The 19,055-nt window shown below is 42.7% G+C and carries 17 protein-coding genes; 5 read left to right on the top strand and 12 right to left on the bottom strand.

Going from position 1 to position 19,055, the window contains the following annotated elements; all coding sequences use genetic code 11:
• The first annotated feature begins 15 nt into the window (after window positions 1–15).
• Both ACSLBF_RS11830 and ACSLBF_RS11835 read left to right on the top strand, forming a co-directional pair.
• The gene (locus ACSLBF_RS11830; protein ID WP_440053595.1) at window positions 16–822 is read left to right on the top strand and encodes a cytochrome C assembly family protein; all 807 of its coding nucleotides are present in this window, start codon (window positions 16–18) and stop codon (window positions 820–822) included.
• A 176-nt stretch (window positions 823–998) separates the two neighbouring features.
• Entirely contained in the window at window positions 999–2,261 is a 1,263-nt protein-coding gene (locus ACSLBF_RS11835) for an HlyC/CorC family transporter (RefSeq protein WP_440053596.1), read from the top strand.
• Window positions 2,262–2,549: 288 nt separating this feature from the next.
• Here ACSLBF_RS11835 and ACSLBF_RS11840 read toward each other — a convergent pair whose 3' ends face one another.
• The 6 genes from ACSLBF_RS11840 to rluD form a co-directional block, all read right to left on the bottom strand.
• Window positions 2,550–3,158, bottom strand: coding sequence for a transglycosylase SLT domain-containing protein (locus tag ACSLBF_RS11840; RefSeq protein ID WP_440053597.1), 609 nt, complete (start codon window positions 3,156–3,158; stop codon window positions 2,550–2,552).
• A 122-nt stretch (window positions 3,159–3,280) separates the two neighbouring features.
• Window positions 3,281–4,858, bottom strand: a complete 1,578-nt coding sequence (gene gshA / locus ACSLBF_RS11845; RefSeq protein WP_440053598.1) for a glutamate--cysteine ligase — start codon at window positions 4,856–4,858, stop codon at window positions 3,281–3,283.
• A gap of 58 nt (window positions 4,859–4,916) precedes the next feature.
• Window positions 4,917–5,852, bottom strand: coding sequence for an NADP-dependent oxidoreductase (locus ACSLBF_RS11850; protein ID WP_440053599.1), 936 nt, complete (start codon window positions 5,850–5,852; stop codon window positions 4,917–4,919).
• A 126-nt stretch (window positions 5,853–5,978) separates the two neighbouring features.
• Entirely contained in the window at window positions 5,979–8,552 is a 2,574-nt protein-coding gene (gene clpB, locus ACSLBF_RS11855; RefSeq protein WP_440053600.1) for an ATP-dependent chaperone ClpB, read from the bottom strand.
• A gap of 88 nt (window positions 8,553–8,640) precedes the next feature.
• Entirely contained in the window at window positions 8,641–9,360 is a 720-nt protein-coding gene (pgeF, locus tag ACSLBF_RS11860) for a peptidoglycan editing factor PgeF (protein ID WP_440053601.1), read from the bottom strand.
• A gap of 196 nt (window positions 9,361–9,556) precedes the next feature.
• On the bottom strand, window positions 9,557–10,534 hold the full coding sequence (rluD, locus tag ACSLBF_RS11865) for a 23S rRNA pseudouridine(1911/1915/1917) synthase RluD (protein ID WP_440053602.1): 978 nt from the start codon (window positions 10,532–10,534) through the stop codon (window positions 9,557–9,559).
• Between the two features lie 123 nt (window positions 10,535–10,657).
• Here rluD and ACSLBF_RS11870 point away from each other — a divergent pair, with 123 nt between their 5' ends.
• On the top strand, window positions 10,658–11,416 hold the full coding sequence (locus ACSLBF_RS11870; protein ID WP_440053603.1) for an outer membrane protein assembly factor BamD: 759 nt from the start codon (window positions 10,658–10,660) through the stop codon (window positions 11,414–11,416).
• A 110-nt stretch (window positions 11,417–11,526) separates the two neighbouring features.
• On the opposite strand, the gene glnB is transcribed toward ACSLBF_RS11870, so the two are convergent.
• Window positions 11,527–11,865, bottom strand: coding sequence for a nitrogen regulatory protein P-II (glnB, locus tag ACSLBF_RS11875; protein ID WP_440053604.1), 339 nt, complete (start codon window positions 11,863–11,865; stop codon window positions 11,527–11,529).
• Between the two features lie 246 nt (window positions 11,866–12,111).
• Here glnB and ACSLBF_RS11880 point away from each other — a divergent pair, with 246 nt between their 5' ends.
• Both ACSLBF_RS11880 and ACSLBF_RS11885 read left to right on the top strand, forming a co-directional pair.
• Window positions 12,112–12,660 carry a GspH/FimT family protein gene (locus ACSLBF_RS11880; RefSeq protein WP_440053605.1) on the top strand — a complete coding sequence of 183 codons (549 nt, stop codon included), beginning with the start codon at window positions 12,112–12,114 and terminating at the stop codon, window positions 12,658–12,660.
• A gap of 97 nt (window positions 12,661–12,757) precedes the next feature.
• Window positions 12,758–13,270 (top strand): GspH/FimT family pseudopilin, encoded by a 513-nt coding sequence (locus tag ACSLBF_RS11885; protein ID WP_440053606.1) that lies wholly within the window; start codon window positions 12,758–12,760, stop codon window positions 13,268–13,270.
• A gap of 56 nt (window positions 13,271–13,326) precedes the next feature.
• Here ACSLBF_RS11885 and ACSLBF_RS11890 read toward each other — a convergent pair whose 3' ends face one another.
• The 5 genes from ACSLBF_RS11890 to pilV are packed head-to-tail and all read right to left on the bottom strand — an operon-like array spanning window position 13,327 to window position 18,923.
• Window positions 13,327–13,752: a type IV pilin protein gene (locus ACSLBF_RS11890; protein ID WP_440053607.1), complete on the bottom strand. Its 426-nt coding sequence runs from the start codon at window positions 13,750–13,752 to the stop codon at window positions 13,327–13,329.
• A complete protein-coding gene (locus tag ACSLBF_RS11895; RefSeq protein WP_440053608.1) occupies window positions 13,742–16,888 on the bottom strand; it encodes a pilus assembly protein in 3,147 nt (1,048 codons plus the stop codon). The genes ACSLBF_RS11890 and ACSLBF_RS11895 overlap by 11 nt, the downstream gene beginning before the upstream one ends.
• A gap of 1 nt (window position 16,889) precedes the next feature.
• Window positions 16,890–17,351: a pilus assembly protein PilX gene (locus ACSLBF_RS11900; protein WP_440053609.1), complete on the bottom strand. Its 462-nt coding sequence runs from the start codon at window positions 17,349–17,351 to the stop codon at window positions 16,890–16,892.
• Entirely contained in the window at window positions 17,348–18,358 is a 1,011-nt protein-coding gene (locus tag ACSLBF_RS11905) for a PilW family protein (RefSeq protein WP_440053610.1), read from the bottom strand. Before ACSLBF_RS11905 ends, ACSLBF_RS11900 begins: the two co-directional genes overlap by 4 nt.
• A gap of 7 nt (window positions 18,359–18,365) precedes the next feature.
• Entirely contained in the window at window positions 18,366–18,923 is a 558-nt protein-coding gene (gene pilV, locus ACSLBF_RS11910) for a type IV pilus modification protein PilV (RefSeq protein WP_440053611.1), read from the bottom strand.
• Between the last annotated feature and the right edge of the window lie 132 nt (window positions 18,924–19,055).

Here is a 19,055-nt window from a genome sequence, read left to right on the forward strand (position 1 = left end):
TTGGGCTTATTCACTATGTTGATCATTAGCTTGTCAGTCATTGCGAGTCTGTTTTATATCATGGCGACCAGTCATGTGTTGTCACGCTTATTTGATAAGCAAGGCCCCAGCCAAAAGAAAACGTTGATTTTAAGTACTATCGCAATCTTGGCTCATTTATTGGTCCTTGTTAATTCTGTTTTCACTCAACAAGGACAAGATCTTAGTACCGTTAATGTCGCATTATTAACGTGTTGGATTATTGTCGTGTGTGTAACAACTGTGTCGTTACGTTTCCCCGCAACGCTACTACTTCCTGTTGTTTATGGCTTTGCCGCGTTGCTACTACTGGCGAGTCCTTTAATTCCCCATCACATCATTTTACAAAACCTACATGTTGAAATAGGTTTACTCATCCATATCTCGCTGTCATTGTTGGCTTATTGTGTCCTGATAATTTCTACCCTTTATGCAGTGCAATTTATTTTTATTGATAAACGCTTAAAGCAACGTGATTTGGCGATTATGACGAGTCATTTACCACCGTTAATGCAGGTAGAAAAGCAACTATACCAACTACTTTTTGTAGGCACAGGTTTGCTAACCTTAGCACTTGCTGCTGGTTTTATATTTCTTGATGGTATGTTTGCCAAAGAAGCCATTCATAAAACCGTTTTATCCATCGTCGCTTGGTCTATTTATGTCACTGTTTCAATTGGACACCATAAATTTGGTTGGCGAGGCAAGCCCGTCGTAATCGCTATTTTTACTGCGTCTGCAATGGTCACATTGGCCTATTTCGGCAGCCGCTTTATTCAAGAAGTTATACTCGGCAAATTCTAAACAACACAGTACACAACAAATGATAAATACTGCGAAAGATTGCTGAATTAATCAGTGAAAACTCATCAATTTGAGCGAAGTTTGCATGTTAAACTTTGTCGAATCCGAACTTTAACTTGACTAACTTATGACGCTGACGCTTAATACTCGTTCATAAGCAAAAAAGGGAACCTCTGTTGGAAGACATATCAACCAGCGCCTTATTTATAATTTTGGGCGTGCTTATTTTGATCTCGGCTTATTTTTCAAGCTCGGAAACTGGGATCATGTCAATCAACCGAATTCGCTTGCGGCATCTCGAAAAAGAGAATCATCGTGGAGCGAAGCGTGTGAGTAAACTACTCACTCGTCCTGATAGACTAATCGGTCTAATACTCATTGGTAATAATCTGGTAAATATTGCCGCCGCGCAAGTCGCGACAATTATTGGCCTGCGTTTATACGGTGACATGGGTATTGCTATCGCCACATTTTGCTTAACATTAGTGGTGCTAATTTTTGCTGAAGTGACACCGAAAACACTTGCTGCACTCTACCCTGAAAAAGTTGCTTTCCCAAGCTCGATTGTTCTAAAAGGTTTACTTGTCATCCTTTTCCCTTTCGTAGTTGCAACGAATTGGGTAACCAATGGAATGCTACGTTTGTTTGGTATCACACCACAAGAAATAGAAGAACACAGCCTCAGCAAAGAAGAACTAAAAACAGTGGTAAATGAATCCAGTGCTATGCTGACGTCCAATCACCAAAGCATGCTGACTTCAATCTTGGATCTTGATCATGTTACGGTAGAAGACATCATGATCCCCAGAAGTGAAATCAACGCTATCGATATCAATGACGACTGGAAAGATATTTCACGACAACTGACAAATGCGCAACACACTCGTGTGCTGCTTTATCGCGATCAAATTGATGACGCGGTAGGTTTTATTCATGCCAGAGATGCTTTAAGGCTGCTGACCAAAGAACAGTTTGATAAGCCTTCGTTGTTACGAGCCGTTAGGGAAATCTACTATATTCCCGAAAATACCTCTTTAAACACTCAGCTCATTAAGTTTCAAGAAAATAAAGAACGGATCGGCTTAGTTGTTGACGAATACGGTGATATTCAAGGTCTTGTTACGTTAGAGGACATCTTAGAAGAGGTTGTCGGTGATTTTACTACCACACAGGCAAAGACTCCCAGTGAAGAAGTCAGCAGACAACGTGATGGTTCTATTATTGTTGAGGGTAGCGTAAATATCCGCGATCTTAATAAAGAGATGGATTGGCAGCTGCCTACCGAAGGCCCAAAAACACTTAGCGGGCTAATTGTAGAACATTTAGAAGATATTCCGGACGCCCCCTTGAGTGTGCTCATTGACAGCTATATTCTTGAAGTGGTTGAAATGAAGGAAAATATGATTAAACAGCTGAAAGTAAAAAAGCGCCGCAAATAATCTAATGTACAAAACCGCAGCTAGCCTGCGGTTTTTTATGCTTTTCAGTGTCAAATGAAGTTTAAAAGCCAGAGCCAAGAATTATACCAATCCTCATTAATAATTAATCATTTTGAGGAACCTAACCTGACGTTAGCAGCGTTAAAAACTTCTTATTTAGAACAACCAAATAGCCAAATATTTGCCTTATACAGACGTAGGTACCTAAGCGGTAGCAGGACGCGAGAGCGCTGCTATCGACAAGCTCTTCTTGCCTCAAAATAGATTACTTCATTAAGTGAATTGGTATTAAAAGAAAATTCTTTCGAACCAGTTTTTATCTAAATCATCTTCACAGCGCTTGAGCTGAGCGGCATAACGAGACGCTCGATGCTTCACTTTATTTGCCACCTGCATTAGCCACTTTTTATTGCGATAAGTACCTCGCCGATAGCCGCCCCAACCTTCGTGATAGTTCAAATACTGCGCATAAGCGTCCCACTTTGAAACACCATTAACTTTATTGGTTTTGTAAACAAACCACGCCATAAAATCGATGGCATCATCAAAGTCATCACGATCCGCTCCAGAATTTCCAGTTTCACGAATGTAATCTGACCAAGTGGGAGTTTTGGCTTGCGAGTAACCATAGGCGGAGCTTGCTCTACCGATAGGAATGAAGCCAAGAAAGTACTCCATTGGCGGCGCCGCATCGTGGCGAAAAGAACTTTCTTGAAACATCATACTCATCAGTACATGTTTTGGCGAACCCCACTTATCTTGGGCGTCGCGGGCATCGTAGTACCAATCTTCTTTTTCTTCAAAAATCTTACAAATATCATTGGGTTGCTTAGGAGGAGCGGTTGCACAACCCGACAGAACAGTGACTAAACTCAATAAAATAATTTTTTTTTGCATTTTTTTTGAATCCCACTGAACTTTTTAAATTATGGCCTGTCTTAATCTATGAATGCAGCAGTTTAGCATTGTTTCATCCCTGAAATTATATTTGCGCAGCCTATGGCTGCGCTTTTTTTTGTCTAAGCCTTAGCAAAATAATCGTCTAAAAAAGAGCGAAAATCTTTGTCGTCAGCCTTCCTTACGGCAGCTTCCCCGGCAAAAGACTGTTCTGCTAACTCTGAGAGTATCTGATCGTCATAAAACCTGTAAGCCAAATTGCGGTGAGCTAGTTTATATTTCTCAGCCAGTTCAATACCCAAACTCCCCTGCTCCGGCGTTCTCGCTTTCAAAGCAGCCATAACTTGGCCCGAAAATGTCAATTCTGGCTCCTCAACACTCGCATAAAAATGCTCAATGACATCACTGTAACGTGTTGTTGAATTACTCGTATCTAAGACATCAGCGACTTTTCTCAACTGCGCAAAAATTTCCTGAGCCCAATCACGAAGTAACACTTCTCCGTTATCTGCCGTCAACGTCAGACTTGGGTCTCGACCTTGATTCACTACCCTTTGCAAGTTTCTGTCTGCGAGCTTTTGAGCACTCCAATCTAATGCGGGGCTAGGTTTTAGCAAGCAGTAGGTTAATAATACATCCAAGAAATAAATCTGCTCGAGGCTGATCCCAGTCTCGGCAAATGGATTCACATCAAGTGCTCTAATTTCAATGTACTCAATCCCACCGCGCTCCAGTGCTTGAGTAGGTGTCTCACCAGATTTAGCATTACGCTTTGGTCTAATCGGTGAGTAAAACTCATTTTCTATCTGCAAGATGTTCTGGTTTAGCTGCTTGGGCTGTGCAGCCTTATAATCAGGGATCTCATGATACAAGTCTGAGCGACTGCGAATTGCAGCTCTTAACCCGGCAATATACTCGTCTAGGTTGTTATACATTACCTTTAGTGAACTTTGCGCGCTGTTGGTATAGCCCAGATCTCCTAAGCGTAAAGCGGTGCCATACTCAAGATATAAAGTACCAGAAGGTAGTTTTTCAAATGGTAGTTTACTGTTTTTACCCTGCAGGAATGATGGGCATAACGCTGGAGATGCACCGAATAAATAGCTGATCAACCACATTTCTCGTTTGAAATTACGAATAAGGCCCAAATATTTATCGGAAATATATTCTTCTCTCGCTTGGGTACTATGTTCGATGGCCTGCAAGCTTGACCAAAGCGAATCAGGAAACGAAATATTAAAATGCACACCAGCAATCGCCTGCATCATACTGCCATAACGATTCTTCAACCCTTCTCGATACAGAGTTTTCATTTTACCAATGTTAGAGCTGCCAAACTGAGCCAGTTCAATATCACTTTCATCTTCAATGAAACACGGCATTGACATCGGCCAAAGTAATTCTTCACCCATATGTTGTAGGGTGAATTTTTGCAGATCAGCCAGTTGATTCAGCGTTTCTTCTGCATTCTCACTGACGGGAGTAATAAACTCTAATAAGGACTCCGAAAAATCGGTGGTAATATGCTGGTTGGTTAATGCATGACCTGTTTTCTCAGGATGTGGTGTTTTAGCTATCTTTCCCGTGCGTTGTATTCTCAACGCTTCGCGCTCGATACCTCGTTTAATTCCTTTAAATGCGCCTTTTTGGACGTCATTTGAAAGCAACTCAAGTTTTGTGTTTAAGTCTAATTGTTTCAAAAATAGTTCCTCGAGCCTACAGGCCAATGCTTTCTCAATGGGGTCAAAACTAAATTACTCAAGCTTTTACAATAACTTTGCCAAAATGCGTTGCCGAGTTCATAAATCGATGCGCGGTGGCTATTTCTTCTAAGGTAAAGGTGTGACTTACCGCTAGCTGTATTTTGCCTATCGAATAGCGCTCGTACAAATACTTAAGATCTTCAATATTGCTGTGCACTAGCATCCCTTCACAGTGATGCCCATATTGTTCAGCCGCCTGACAAACTAGCTCTTTCGTTACACTGGGGATCGTGACTATGCGTGCATTCTCCTTCAATCTTGACAGGACAGAGCAAGCAATCTCTCCCCCAACTAAATCGAGTAAGTCCGCATCAATTTGTTGCCGTGCAAGTTGCTCATAGTCCATCACGTCAATATCAAGCTGAGCAAGTAACGGATGGGTCTTCCGTGATGTCAGTGCTACCACTCGCTTACCGTAAAGCTTTGCTATTTGAATCGCCAAATGACCAACACCACCAGTTGCTGCAGAAACCAACAAGGGCTTGTCACTCTGTGCAAATTTATCAATTGCTTGTTTTGCAGTTAATCCCGCCAAACATAGACCGGCTATTTCTTCTTTTTGTTGCGGTGCAACAGGCATTACTTGCGATTCACTAACAACATGATAATCACTATATGTACCTGGGCTGTTAGCAAAACCGACCATACCAATTACATGCTGTCCCACCGATATGCCGCTGTCTTTATCAGCGACAGCCAACACTTCGCCATAAACGTCATAACCGAGCGGTAAAAATGCACTTGGCTGCTTATTAGCTGCAACATAGCCAAGACCTTGACGAGTTTTAATATCAATTGGGTTAACGCTAGTACTAAACACTCGCAACAATACTTGGCCGTGAGTAAGTTCTGGAATGACTTTTTGAATTACTTCAAGCTGGCCCTCATCACCAAACTCATAAACACCATAAGTGGTTGACTCTACTTGCATAGGTTTATTTTCATTTCAACAAAAGCTGGGCCTAGAATACGCTAATTTAACACCCATACCAACACCTGATAAACGCATCAAAAAACCGCTCATCGTAGAGCGGCTTCAAAACTTTACAGTATCGGTTTAATTGCTAAACACGATATTATCGCCATCCACATCCACTTTTATCGTGTCACCTGTGACAAATTTACCTTGCAACAAATCTTGTGCCAGCGGATTCTCAATATATTGCTGAATTGCACGTTTAAGTGGCCTTGCACCAAACACTGGATCAAAGCCATTGGCAGCAATTTTATCCAACGCACCATCACTCAAAGACAGTTCAAAACCTTTTTCCGTTAGACGACGAGTTAAACGACTCAATTGAATACTCGCAATCGCTTTAATGTGTTCACCAATAAGTGGGTGGAATACGACTGTTTCATCAATACGGTTTATAAACTCGGGTCTGAATTGAGTAGCTAAAACGCCCATGACTTTTTCTTTCAAGGTGATGTAATCGTTATTACCTGCCTGTTCTTGGATCACATCCGAGCCCAAGTTAGAAGTCATAATGATCACCGTATTCTTGAAATCCACAGTGCGCCCTTGGCCATCGGTCAGACGTCCGTCATCTAACACTTGCAATAAGATATTAAATACATCTGGATGGGCTTTTTCGACTTCATCTAATAACACAACAGAGTATGGCCTACGTCTTACCGCCTCAGTAAGATACCCTCCTTCTTCATATCCGACATAACCAGGAGGTGCACCGACTAAACGCGCAACAGAATGCTTTTCCATAAACTCCGACATATCGATACGCACCATGGCATCTTCTGTGTCGAACATAAAGTTTGCTAACGCTTTAGTGAGCTCAGTTTTACCAACCCCTGTCGGGCCTAAGAATAAAAACGAACCAATGGGACGATTGGGATCGGCAAGCCCGGCTCTTGAACGACGGATAGCGTTGGCAACTGCATTCACAGCTTCATCTTGGCCAATCACTTTTTTATGCAGTTCATCTTCCATTTGCAGTAGCTTTTCACGCTCACCTTGTAGCATTTTAGCAACTGGGATACCGGTCCAACGAGATAAAATCTCTGCGATTTCATCTTCTCCAACCTGATTTTTTAGCAAACTCATTTCTTGCATTTCAGCTTGCGAAGCGAGATCGAGCTTTCGTTCTAGTTCAGGTATACGGCCATATTGCAACTCAGACATACGCTGTAGATCACTAGCACGGCGCGCCACCTCTAAATCCAGTCTCGCCTGTTCTAGTTCCGCCTTAATTACTTGCGTGCCTTGTAAGGAGGCTTTTTCAGCATTCCAAACTTCATCGAGTTCACGGTACTCTGTTTCTAGATCACTTATAAGTGATTGCATTTCTGCACGACGCTTTTGACTGGCTTCGTCTTTCTCTTTTGCTAGAGCGTTGTCTTCCAGTTTAAGCTGGATAATACGACGTTCAAGTCGGTCTAATTGTTCTGGCTTTGAATCAATTTGCAAACGAATCGAAGAACCGGCTTCATCAATCAAGTCAATAGCCTTATCTGGTAACTGGCGATCCGAGATATAGCGATGTGAAAGATTTGCCGCTGCCACAATCGCGGGATCTGTAATGTCTACTGAGTGATGCAGTTCATAACGCTCTTTTAAACCGCGTAAAATCGCGATGGTATCTTCAACACTTGGCTCATCAACAAATACTTTTTGGAATCGGCGCTCCAGTGCTGCGTCTTTTTCAATATACTGCCGATACTCATCAAGAGTGGTCGCCCCCACACAGTGTAATTCACCTCGTGCAAGCGCTGGCTTTAGCATATTACCAGCATCCATTGCACCGTCGGTTTTACCTGCACCGACCATAGTATGAATTTCATCAATAAACAGAATGACTTGCCCTTCTTCTTTAGACAATTCATTCAATACTGACTTTAAACGTTCTTCAAATTCGCCACGGTATTTTGCACCCGCAACTAACGCACCTAAATCTAGCGACAGCACACGTTTGCTCTTTAACCCTTCAGGTACTTCACCATTGACAATGCGCTGTGCCAGTCCTTCAACAATGGCGGTTTTACCGACACCAGGCTCACCGATCAATACGGGGTTATTTTTGGTACGACGTTGCAGTACTTGAATAGTGCGACGAATTTCATCATCGCGCCCAATTACTGGGTCTAGCTTGCCCTGCTCAGCGCGTTCGGTCAGATCAATAGTGAACTTTTCTAACGCTTGACGAGTATCCTCTGCGTTCGGGTCATCCACTTTTTGGCCACCACGAATTGCCTGAATTGCCTTTTCTATTTTGTCTTGTGTGATATTTAGTGCTTTGAAGATATCACCAAGCGGACCTTTATCTTCACAGGCTGAAAATACAAATAGTTCGCTAGAAATGTATTTATCTTTGCGCTTTTGTGCGTACTTATCACATAAGTTGATCAGTGAAATTAAATTATTAGAAAGCTGAACGTCACCGCCTGTGCCTTCAACTTTAAAAAGTTTTTCAATGGCTTGAGAAAGCTTAGAGTTGAGTTCATCGGCACTAACACCCGCTTGCGCCAACAACGCTCTGACACTAGAGCCTGATTGCTGGAGCAAGGCGTACATTAAGTGTACCGGCTCTATAAACTGGTGGTCACGACCCAGCGCTAAAGATTGCGCATCGGATAGCGCAGCTTGAAACTTGCTTGTAAATCTATCTAAACGCATGATTTATATACCCATAGATTCTTTAATTACCTTATTAATGGGTATTAGTTTAGTTAATATCAAGCAACTGCAGTGGAATTTGTGTCGCTTATTTGCGCCAAATCAAGGTTGCCATTCGACCTGTAACTGTATCTCTGCGATAAGAGAAGAAACGCTCGGGCTCATTGACAGTGCAAAGTTGCTCACCATAAATTTGATTTACTCCTGCATCGTGTAACTGGGTGGTGGCAATGGCAAATATATTCGCGAAGTATTTACCATCATGACAAGGTTTAAATAGACCCGGTTGGTCAAGATGCGAAAAGGCTGCGACTACATCTTCGCCAACTTCAAAAGCTGTCGGTCCTATTGCTGGACCAAGCCAAGCATAAATATCATCTCGACTAGCGCTAAAACACGCCAAAGTTTTTTCGATAATACTCAAAGATAATGGCCGCCAACCGCCATGAATAGCAGCCACTTCTTGACCGTCTCTTGACGCGAGTAAGATAGGCAAGCAATCCGCTGTCATAATTGCCAGCGGTTGTTGGGGTAATCGAGTAAATAATGCATCTGCCTTGTGGATTTGCGCAATTTCAAATTGCTTATCTACGTTAACAACATCAGCACCGTGCACTTGTTCTAGCCAAACAATCGGGTTTGGCACGTAGCCGTGCAGCAAGCGGCGATTTTCCGCGACGTGTTCTGCGTTGTCGCCAACATGAAAAGCCAAGTTAAAGCTTTGATATGGCGACGTAGACACACCACCAATGCGCGTTGTAGATAACACGCCAACTTGGTGGGTAAGTGGCCAATTGGCGATAATCATAGTTAACCTCAGCTGCGTATAAGAGTTTTGAACACGTGAATACTTAAGATTATAGGACTCTTCACACCCAATGATGTTATTTTGTTCAATATCAAGACGTTTTCACTAGTAATAGCAGGCTGTTACTAGTGAAAACAACGAGCAGAGAACAAAATAGCATTATTGAGCAAATTCGCTTATCTGTCGTTGAGGTTGATTACAAAGTGAGATCGGGATTCTCTTTGGTGTCTTCTCTAAGCGCCTCTGTCAATTTTTGCATATCTTCAGGCACTGGCGCTTCCCAGCTCATCATCTCGCCCGTAATTGGGTGCGCAATACTGAGCTTTATCGCATGTAGCGCCTGGCGCCTAAACTCTCGTAACTGTGCACTCAACGCAGGTGTCGCATTTCTGGGCGGACGTGGCCGACCACCATAAAGTTGATCGCCAATCAAAGGATGATTCAAATACGCCATATGAACACGAATTTGGTGTGTACGGCCAGTTTCTAGTCTTAGCCTTAAACGTGTGTGTGCTCTAAATTTTTCCGCTACACGATAATGCGTAATGGCTGGTTTACCCATCTCATGCACTGCCATGTGAGTACGCTTTGTCGCATGTCGACCAATCGCTTTTTCTACCATGCCACCGGCTGTCATGGTGCCGTTACAAATTGCTTCGTATTCACGGGTGAAGTTTTCACGCGCCTGCAAGTTTTTAACCAAATGGGTTTGCGCTTGAATGGTTTTAGCCACCACCATCAAGCCCGTGGTATCTTTATCTAAACGATGCACAATCCCAGCACGTGGCACATTGATGATCTCTGGATGGTGATATAACAATGCGTTAAGTACCGTGCCATCGGGGTTACCCGCTCCTGGGTGTACAACCAGCCCCATCGGTTTATTGATCACTAGAATATCATCATCTTCATAGACAATATCCAGCGCGATATCTTGAGCTTCATATTCGCGTTGCGCTTCAATGAAGGTCTCAATATTAACGGTTTCACCACCGAGTAGTTTTTCACGAGGCGTATTAAATACTGTGCCGTCCACAGTGACTTTATCTTCTAAAATCCAAGTTTTTATCCTAGATCTTGAAAAATCAGGGAACAATTGCGCCAATATTTGGTCTAGACGTTTGCCGCCCAGTTCAACAGGAACCTCAGCTTGGAGGGAGATTTGCTCTGACATCTGAAACTTTACCTAATTTACCAGTGCAAGCCGTGCTCGACTGGGTTAGAATCGTATTAATGCATAGTTTACTCGGTTTTGCCGAGTTGGCCTAGCCGAAGAAAACAAAGGTAGTAAAATAAAATGATAAAGAAACTAAGGACACACGCCTTTAGGCTGGCGTTAACCGCTTCTGTTTTAGCTCTCGCAGCCTGTTCCTCAGCTCCAGAACAAGAAGATATTGAGAGAGTCCCCAACAAGTCTGCACAGTCTTTGTATGAAGATGCAAAACAAACTCTAGACTCGGGCCTATATGGTCGTGCAATCGAATTGTTGGGTGCTATCAATGCCCGTTTCCCATTTGGCCCTTATGCTCGTCAAGTGCAAATGGACCTTGTTTATGCGTACTACCAAATGGGTAATACGGAACAAGCGCTTGCTACAATAGACCGCTTCATTCGCCTCAATCCAAATCACAAAGATCTCGACTACATGTATTATATGAGAGGTTTGGTCAATATTAAGGCTGATGAAAATGCTTTCCAAGAGTACTTCGGAGTCGACAGAGCCGACCGTGATGCTAATCGTACTCGCGTTGCATTTCAGGACTTAACGACTCTTATTAAAAACTATCCTGATAGCGCTTACGCTCCTGAAGCAAAAAAACGCGTTGTTTGGCTTCTTAATAAAATGGCCCGTTATGAGCTAAAAGTCGCAGAATATTACTTTGAGCGTGAAGCCTATTTAGCAGCAGCAAACCGTGGTAAATATGTATTAGAACATTATCCACAGAGTAGTTATTTGACTCCTGCTTTAGAGATTATGGAAAAAAGCTATCGCAAGCTCGGATTAAATGACTTAGCTGATAACGTAAGAAAAACAGCAGAAGTTAACGTTAGATAGCGTCACTCTTGTTACTCGATTGCAGCCAAATAAAAACCCCAAAGTAGACCTTTGGGGTTTTTATTTGGCTGCAATCGATGATGCTTAACTAACTTCAAGTGCAGGTAAGGTTAAATAGCTTCTTCGTCTTCTTCGCCTGTACGAATACGGATAACACGCTCAACGTCTGTTACAAAGATCTTCCCATCGCCAATTTTGCCAGTTTGAGCAGTTTTCAGAATTACTTCAATCGCTCTGTCTACGTCTTCGTCGGCTGTAACAATATCCAGTTTTACTTTGGGAAGAAAATCCACCATATATTCCGCGCCACGATATAGTTCAGTGTGTCCTTTTTGGCGACCAAACCCTTTCACTTCGCACACTGTCATACCTGTGATACCAACATCTGACAATGCTTCTCGCACATCGTCTAATTTAAAAGGCTTTATAATTGCTTCAATTTTTTTCATAGCGATCTCGGTTCCTTTTTAGTTGCGTCGATTTTAGACAATCCAGTAACTCAAGGCAAACGAATAACTTCTCCGTTATCATCTCGAATACGCATAACAAGTTTACATGTTGTAATAAGCAGCAGAGTTATCAGCCATAACAGAACACGTTACAGATTACGGGTTATTTCATAGAGGAAGCATTGCAACCTTCCCCACAATCACGAGATAATGCCTATTATCGAAACAAAACAGCGATAAAAAATTATGTTGCTTTCACGCAATACCGGTTTTACGTTACTCGAATTACTTATTGCGATTGCTATCCTAGCCATTATCTCTTTTATTGGATTTAGCTTTAATTCCGATACGCTTAAACACAATCGTGCTGAGATGTTTTTGCGGGAATTAAAAACCAATGTCGCGTTTGCTAGAACCAAAGCCACAGCTTCTGATGAAATCGTAATTCTATGTCCAGCTCCTACAAATCAAGCTCAGCAAAGGGCTTCTTTTGACTGCTCGTCAAGTTGGAACAATAGCCGTATTGCTATTTTTGTAGATCGAGATAACAACGGCCGCTTTGATGAAGACGAAGACACCTTACATCGTTTAATGGAACCGCTTAAAAGTGGAGACAATCTAGCGTTTTCTGGTCAGAACCGACTACGCTTTGACTCTGGTGGGCTATTAAGTCAATCTAGGCCTGGAGAATTTATTTTCTGTCCTGCCAATGCCAATTCGCAAAACCAACAGCTCACTATATCTCAAGCCGGAACAGCCATATTTAGAGGCGCAACCACAAATACGTGTCGCTAACCGATAGTCGTTTCGAATAACTGGCATATCTCAGCAACTTGAAGCCTGAGAATTAGCTGACTACGCTTAATTTACTTTCTTTTTCGAGGCAAAGGATATGCATCGAGAGCAAGGCGTTACGCTTTTTGAACAATTAATTTCACTGGCAATTTTGGCCATTTTCACCGCGCTGGCAGCACCATCAGTGAGTCACTTATTTCAACAACCAAGAGCTGAATTAGCCTTAATTACACTTAAACACCAGCTTAAATATGCACGTGTTAAGGCCATTGCAACTGGCGAGACCGTCACCCTATGCCCTTTGCTAAATAATCGATGTAGCTCCGATGATTGGCATCAACAGTTAACACTATTCATCGATACTAAGCCTTTGGGTACTTTCTCTAAAGGAGACCGTAAATTACAGGTTATTGATGCGATTATAAAAACCGATCAATTAACGTATTCTCGTAGTGCCGTAAGTTTTAAACATACCGGTGGTTTAGCAGGCTTATATAATGGCACTTTTATTTACTGCCCTAATGTGCAAAAACGCCAACCTGGTGTCGCAATGAGTGTAAGTTTTTCAGGAAGGGCTAGATTCAAAGCCACTAATCAATGTGAAAAGTAATCGTTGGGCGCAAATTTAAGCACTATTCCTTCATTGTCTAAATTGGGCTTTATTAATTAACGTTCCCAACATTGCTCGGCACTGAGAGTGCCGGTTGAACCTTTAACTCCGAGGTCATTTATAGTTAATGTTTCACATTGCCTATCATCCCCAACCGGCCCACTCGTAGCTGTGGCTGTAATAACAAAGGTGTTGTTTTCTACTGTGGCGGCGAGTTCGAAGTATCCATTTTCTGTTGTATTGGGCACACCGATAGCAGCAAGATCTTCTGTATACACTCTATTGTCCGAGAAATACTGCTCTTGCTTATTTGCCGCATCGATCAATGTCGTCATTGCTTCAGCCCTTGCTGCACGCGCGGTGTAGTCCAGATAGCTTGGATAGGCGACAAACGAGAGAATACCAACAATTGCAAGCACTATCATTAACTCCAATAAGCTAAATCCTTTAATATTACTGTGTTTTCCATGACTATTTTTCATCGTTCTTTTCCCGTTTGTAGATATAAAGCTGACGAGTTCTAATGCCAAAACTGATGTCGCCAAATAATTGAATCTTACCATTAGTCATTACCGGTTCAGGCGTTGATATACCTGTTGGCAAAAATGGCGTTAACGCATCACCTTCTGAGCTTTTCAGTCCGGGACCTGGAAACCAAAATACACTATCGCCAATATTGTCCTTATTTTTTACCACCACCGTTGGTGTATCCGGTAAGTCTTGTGCTGTTATATAAGTTTTTCCGCTACCATAATGCAAATGAAAGGCATACATCTGCCCTTTACCACCAGTCAGCGTACATTGCTGAATGCTCTGATTGGCTGGTGTAAACGTGGTGTAATAGGCTACACCACCCACGACAGTCGCTGCTGACAACGACTTTTCACTGCCGTTGAGTTGATATTTCCAGCCTTTATATTGCCCCAATGTTACTTCCAAATCCGTGAATCGGCTCATACTGGTTAGGGCATTGCCAAATGGATCGGATTTCATCTCCATTAAGTTGTCGATTTTTATCGTGGTAGGTGGAGACTCTGCAAAAGACTGCGTTTTTGTATTTAAATCTCGGATCATAAACAGGTAATCATCAACGCCTTTATTTGTTGGTTTTGCTCTATTACCACTACCAATAACCAGTGCTTCAAACGGAATATCTTTTCGGGTTTTTATCATATTTCCGCTACTGTCCGTAGTGCGAGTTACGCGACTGTAAAACGTTCTCGCAATCGTAGGTTGGTAAAAGAAACGTCGATCGTGGTTTGCTGTATTGCCAGCAAGCCTAGCCAACTCAAAATGACTCCACTGCGTAGTGTCAGGTCCTGGCATATCTATACGCCATATACTGCCACCGGTGTCTGCCATATAGATCCTATCGGAGAAGCCATCATAGTCTGAATCAGTCACCGTCGCGCTGGCCGCAATGCTATGCTGGCCTTTAAAACCATTATCAGGCGTAAGGGACCAAATCACTTTAGGTGTACTTGACATAATATCGACAATATAAAGTCCAATACCTACACTGTCTGGAGATTTGTTCACCTTATCTTTATTGGTGTCATAACCGGCAGTAAAAATTAATACTGGTCGTTCCTTTTGATTTTCTAAAAATGTCACAAACGGTTTAGACCAAGTCTGCCCTAAGTACTTAAAGTCACCTTCACCACCTATAATGGGCTTACCCCACAACAGTTTGGGATCATCTGGATTGGTAATATCAAAGCCATAGTAACGATTACCACCGCGGCGCATGCCAGCAAAAGCCCAGACCTTTTCACCACTATCGACTACGCCATTTTCGTTGATATCATTAAAGTGAATGGTGATTGGACCGTCCATGCCGTAAAGCTTGCTTTCTGGCTGTTTGTTTTTTATTGGCTTGAGGTTAGGTAGTAGTACCTCTGGGATAAATGCCCAACTTTCCTTTACACGATTACCTTCGTCTTTAAACATGTGTAAAAAGCCGGCATTGGTTCCTACCAAGATACGAATGTCACCGTTGCCATAGTTCATTGTGACGGGTTTTGAGTGGAGCGGGTCGGCAAAAATATCTGCACGACTGTCGACACGAGAACCATCGCCATCTTCGTCATCCACATCGATACCCCTTGCCCAGCTAATTAATGTTGGTAGTTCAGTGACGTTCGCTTTCATCGCCCGAGCAAGCTGTCGGTCACCACGATAAGCAATTCTGGCATTTTGATAAGTCAGCTCACTTAAATACGACTTATTAAAATTTGATAGTACTTTGCGTGTATTTTGTTGCTCAAGCGCATAATTCACGCCACCGGCCTCGATATTTTGACCATCTTTTGAACCAGGCACTGACCAATAAGTGGTAATATTTTTACCTATTAATCCATCGCTATTTATCGCTTTGGTATTTTCTTGACCACGTATTGCGCCATCCTTAATTTTTAGCTTTTTAAGGTTACCTTTCCAACGAGTATGCGTTTCAGGCTCAAACATGGTGTAATATAAATTATCCCCACTTTGTGTTTGATCTTTGGCATTGACAGAGACGGTTGGAGAGCTAAAACTAGCACTGACATTACGAATATTAACGATAGTGGTATCCAACGCCTTAACCAGCTCATCAGCGGTATTGGCTTGCAAAAATTTACCCCCGCCATTCTCCTCTGCTGTTTGCTTGAGTAACAATTGCCCTTCAGCGGTCATCCCATTGCCAAAACCAATCGCGAAAATCCTCGCAAAGTCATGTTCGTCCGGTGTATTTGGGTAAAGATCGACCTTAACATCAGATGTACCACGCATGACCTTTGCAAGTGCAGCTAAATAATTTTGGGTTAACCAGTTATTTTCATACAAATCAAAAGAAGGAGGATAACTCCCAAACATTGTACGGTACTGCTCTTTGATGTGATAATTCACTTCGGTATCCGCTGTTGGCTCACCGTCTGTCATTAGGATCACATTAATTGAATTATCACAGCGCTTATCAGCTCCAGCAGCTCGTTTAAATGGCGAAACATATTGACCGAAATGTTCGATAGAAGTATCTCTATCGCTACCACCGTTATAGCCATTTTTAACAAAACCGCCTTTGAGATATAGATACAATTCCCACAGCATCTCAGACAAAGGGGTGTAACCCTCACCTGGTAAGTTATCAATCTTAGTAATAAGATCTGATGGATTTGCGCCTATACCATTAAGAATATAGCCACCATACGAGCTGTAAAATCGCGACAGACCAAATTCGATATCTCGATTTTTGGTGATGAGATCTTTCATTGCTTTTTTCGCTACCGTCAAGCGACTATCTGAGCAAATATTGGCTTGCATCTGCAAGTTTTCGTTGTATTGATAACAGGTTTTAGAGGAGTGGACCGTTGACCTAAAACATTCAACTTCCCTGTAGGCCCAAGATGTGTTTCCGTGACCATGGCCTCGGCCATTATTTGAATAGCGATACAATTCATAACATGCCTTACCTGTTTGCGAATCCCAAAGCATACTGCCTGAGGTGTCAAACATGATCATTACGCGGGGTTTCTCGTCTAGCGACACATTGTGATTTACATAGAGTTCGATGTCTTCAGCAAGGCTAACCTTGATAAATAATAAGCTGCATACCCACAGTAGAACGTATTTTTTCATATTATTTGCCTGCCACACCACTGACTAACTCCTGACCAACCCCCATTACGATGGTGACACTGTGCTGATTATCACTGCCATAAGTCACCGTCGCTTCTACTTCCGACATATTGCAAATGACACCATGAGTAAACGCATACTGGCGTGGACAATATAACTCCATTTCACCACGATTAAGATTCGTTACCACGGCGCGTATCCCTCCGGGTGTTTGTACAACTTCACCACCAGCAGGGAGTTCATCACGTTTTTTCAAAAACACACTTTCTTCCGCCAATGCTTGTTGTTGTTGGATCAGCTTTTGCATTTCTCCATACAATAAGTTTTCCGCCTCTTCACGCTCCATAACGGCATGCGTCATTTTGATATCTAACGTGCTACTACTCATCAGCGATGCCGCTATAGCCATGATGGCGACAACCATCACCAAGGCCATAACCAAAACGACACCTTGTTGCTTCATATGCTCCACGAGATTGCTCCCATATTGTGCATAGATACGGTGGTTGTGAAGACCGTACGCCGAAACGTATCATTAAAGCTAAACGTGCGTTTATTTGGCCCGTGGCCCAACACGTAGGTTTGATTTTGTAGGTTTAAGTCGGCGTCTGGTGATAAGGTTCGAACTAACAAAAATATTTGTACGAACAAAATCCCACGAGTCCTTTCCCAATCAGCTTCACTCATCGTCTGTGTCGTTGCGTACATGTCTACTCGACCATCTAAATCGGTATCTAAACCGAACAAAAAGTGCATTTGCTCAACTCCCTCAATCACCAACTCATCCGTCATACCACCATTTACAGTTAGCCGACGACGGCGTAGCACCGGAATAGTGACATTTCGATCATCCACCTGAACATTTCGCTCCTCACTCAGGTAATAAACATGGTGACTATAGGGCCAAACAGTGGCATTCACCGAAGGAAGTTGCCCTACATTTTGTGCCGCTCTAAAATCCGCTTGCTCTTGTTGAGCAATAAAGTAATAACGATTTCTATCCAATCCAGATACTTGCAAAGTTGCAGGATCAGACACAGCTGGATTCCCCTCAAGAAACTTAACCTGCAGTACCTCTGAGTTGGTTCTAGCGTTATTAATACAGTTCATTGCTGCGCCATTTGTAGTAAGTTCGGCATGAATTGGGCGAAAGTTTGTCGGTTGGCTATTAGGGAAACTGCCGTTATTGAGCCCACCTGTGCAGTCCGCATTTGGATTGGGCTCCGCACTTTGATTGTCTTCGGTGAACCCTTCATCATAAAAAGTCCCCCAAAAGCCCACCTGTTCTATATCTCGGCGAAATATAGACAAAGCCAGTCGCCCAGTTTCTTGTAACTCACCGATATGCATGGTATCCCGTGTCGTTGACTGCATACTGATATAAGTCGCAATAATGCCTCCAAGCAACAATAGTCCAATAAACATGGAGATCATTAACTCAAGCAAGGTGAAACCTCTGACTTTACTCATTTCGTAATTACCTAAGCAAGACATAACTATTCATGACAACCAGCCTACGACGACTATCTGCATTACCACATGTGACGTTGGCATTATCCCCTATCGCAGTCATTTCTTGCTTTCCTTGCCACGACACGACCACTTCTACATTGATACCACGTCCGTTGCTGTTTTCTGCAAGACTAGGTGTTATACATACCGTTGCACTGTCCAACGAGCCAGTATTCTCCCGCGCTTTAATTGCTTGGCGCCACATATTAATATCTGTGGCCGCTATTTGTGCTGGCGTGCAGCGCTGAATAAAGCAGGTATTAGAAAAGTTAACTTCATCATCGCTTGAAAAGTCGATATCGTAATGCGTAATAATATCTTCGGTATCGTTACTGCGTAATCGATGTAATATGTCCGAGGCAAGTTCCACCGCAGCCGCTCGTTGCATGGCATCGAAGCTTGCTTGCTTGGCTCTTCCTTGCAACGCCAGCGCCCCCAATAGCCCAAAGCTCAGCACCATAAAGGCGATAAGTACCTCTAATAAAGTGAACCCCTGACTATTGCGGCTTGGTGTAAGTATCATATGAAATCTGGTAAATATTTTGATGTATGCATCATACCGAGCAAGGATTCAAATACAACGGCAGGGGGTACAAACGGTTGATTTAAACGATAAGCGGTTTTGGTTGCTTCTACAGAGCTAAGTCAGCGAGTT

It is taken from the genome of Pseudoalteromonas sp. T1lg65 (assembly GCF_051930985.1).
Classification (GTDB): domain Bacteria; phylum Pseudomonadota; class Gammaproteobacteria; order Enterobacterales; family Alteromonadaceae; genus Pseudoalteromonas.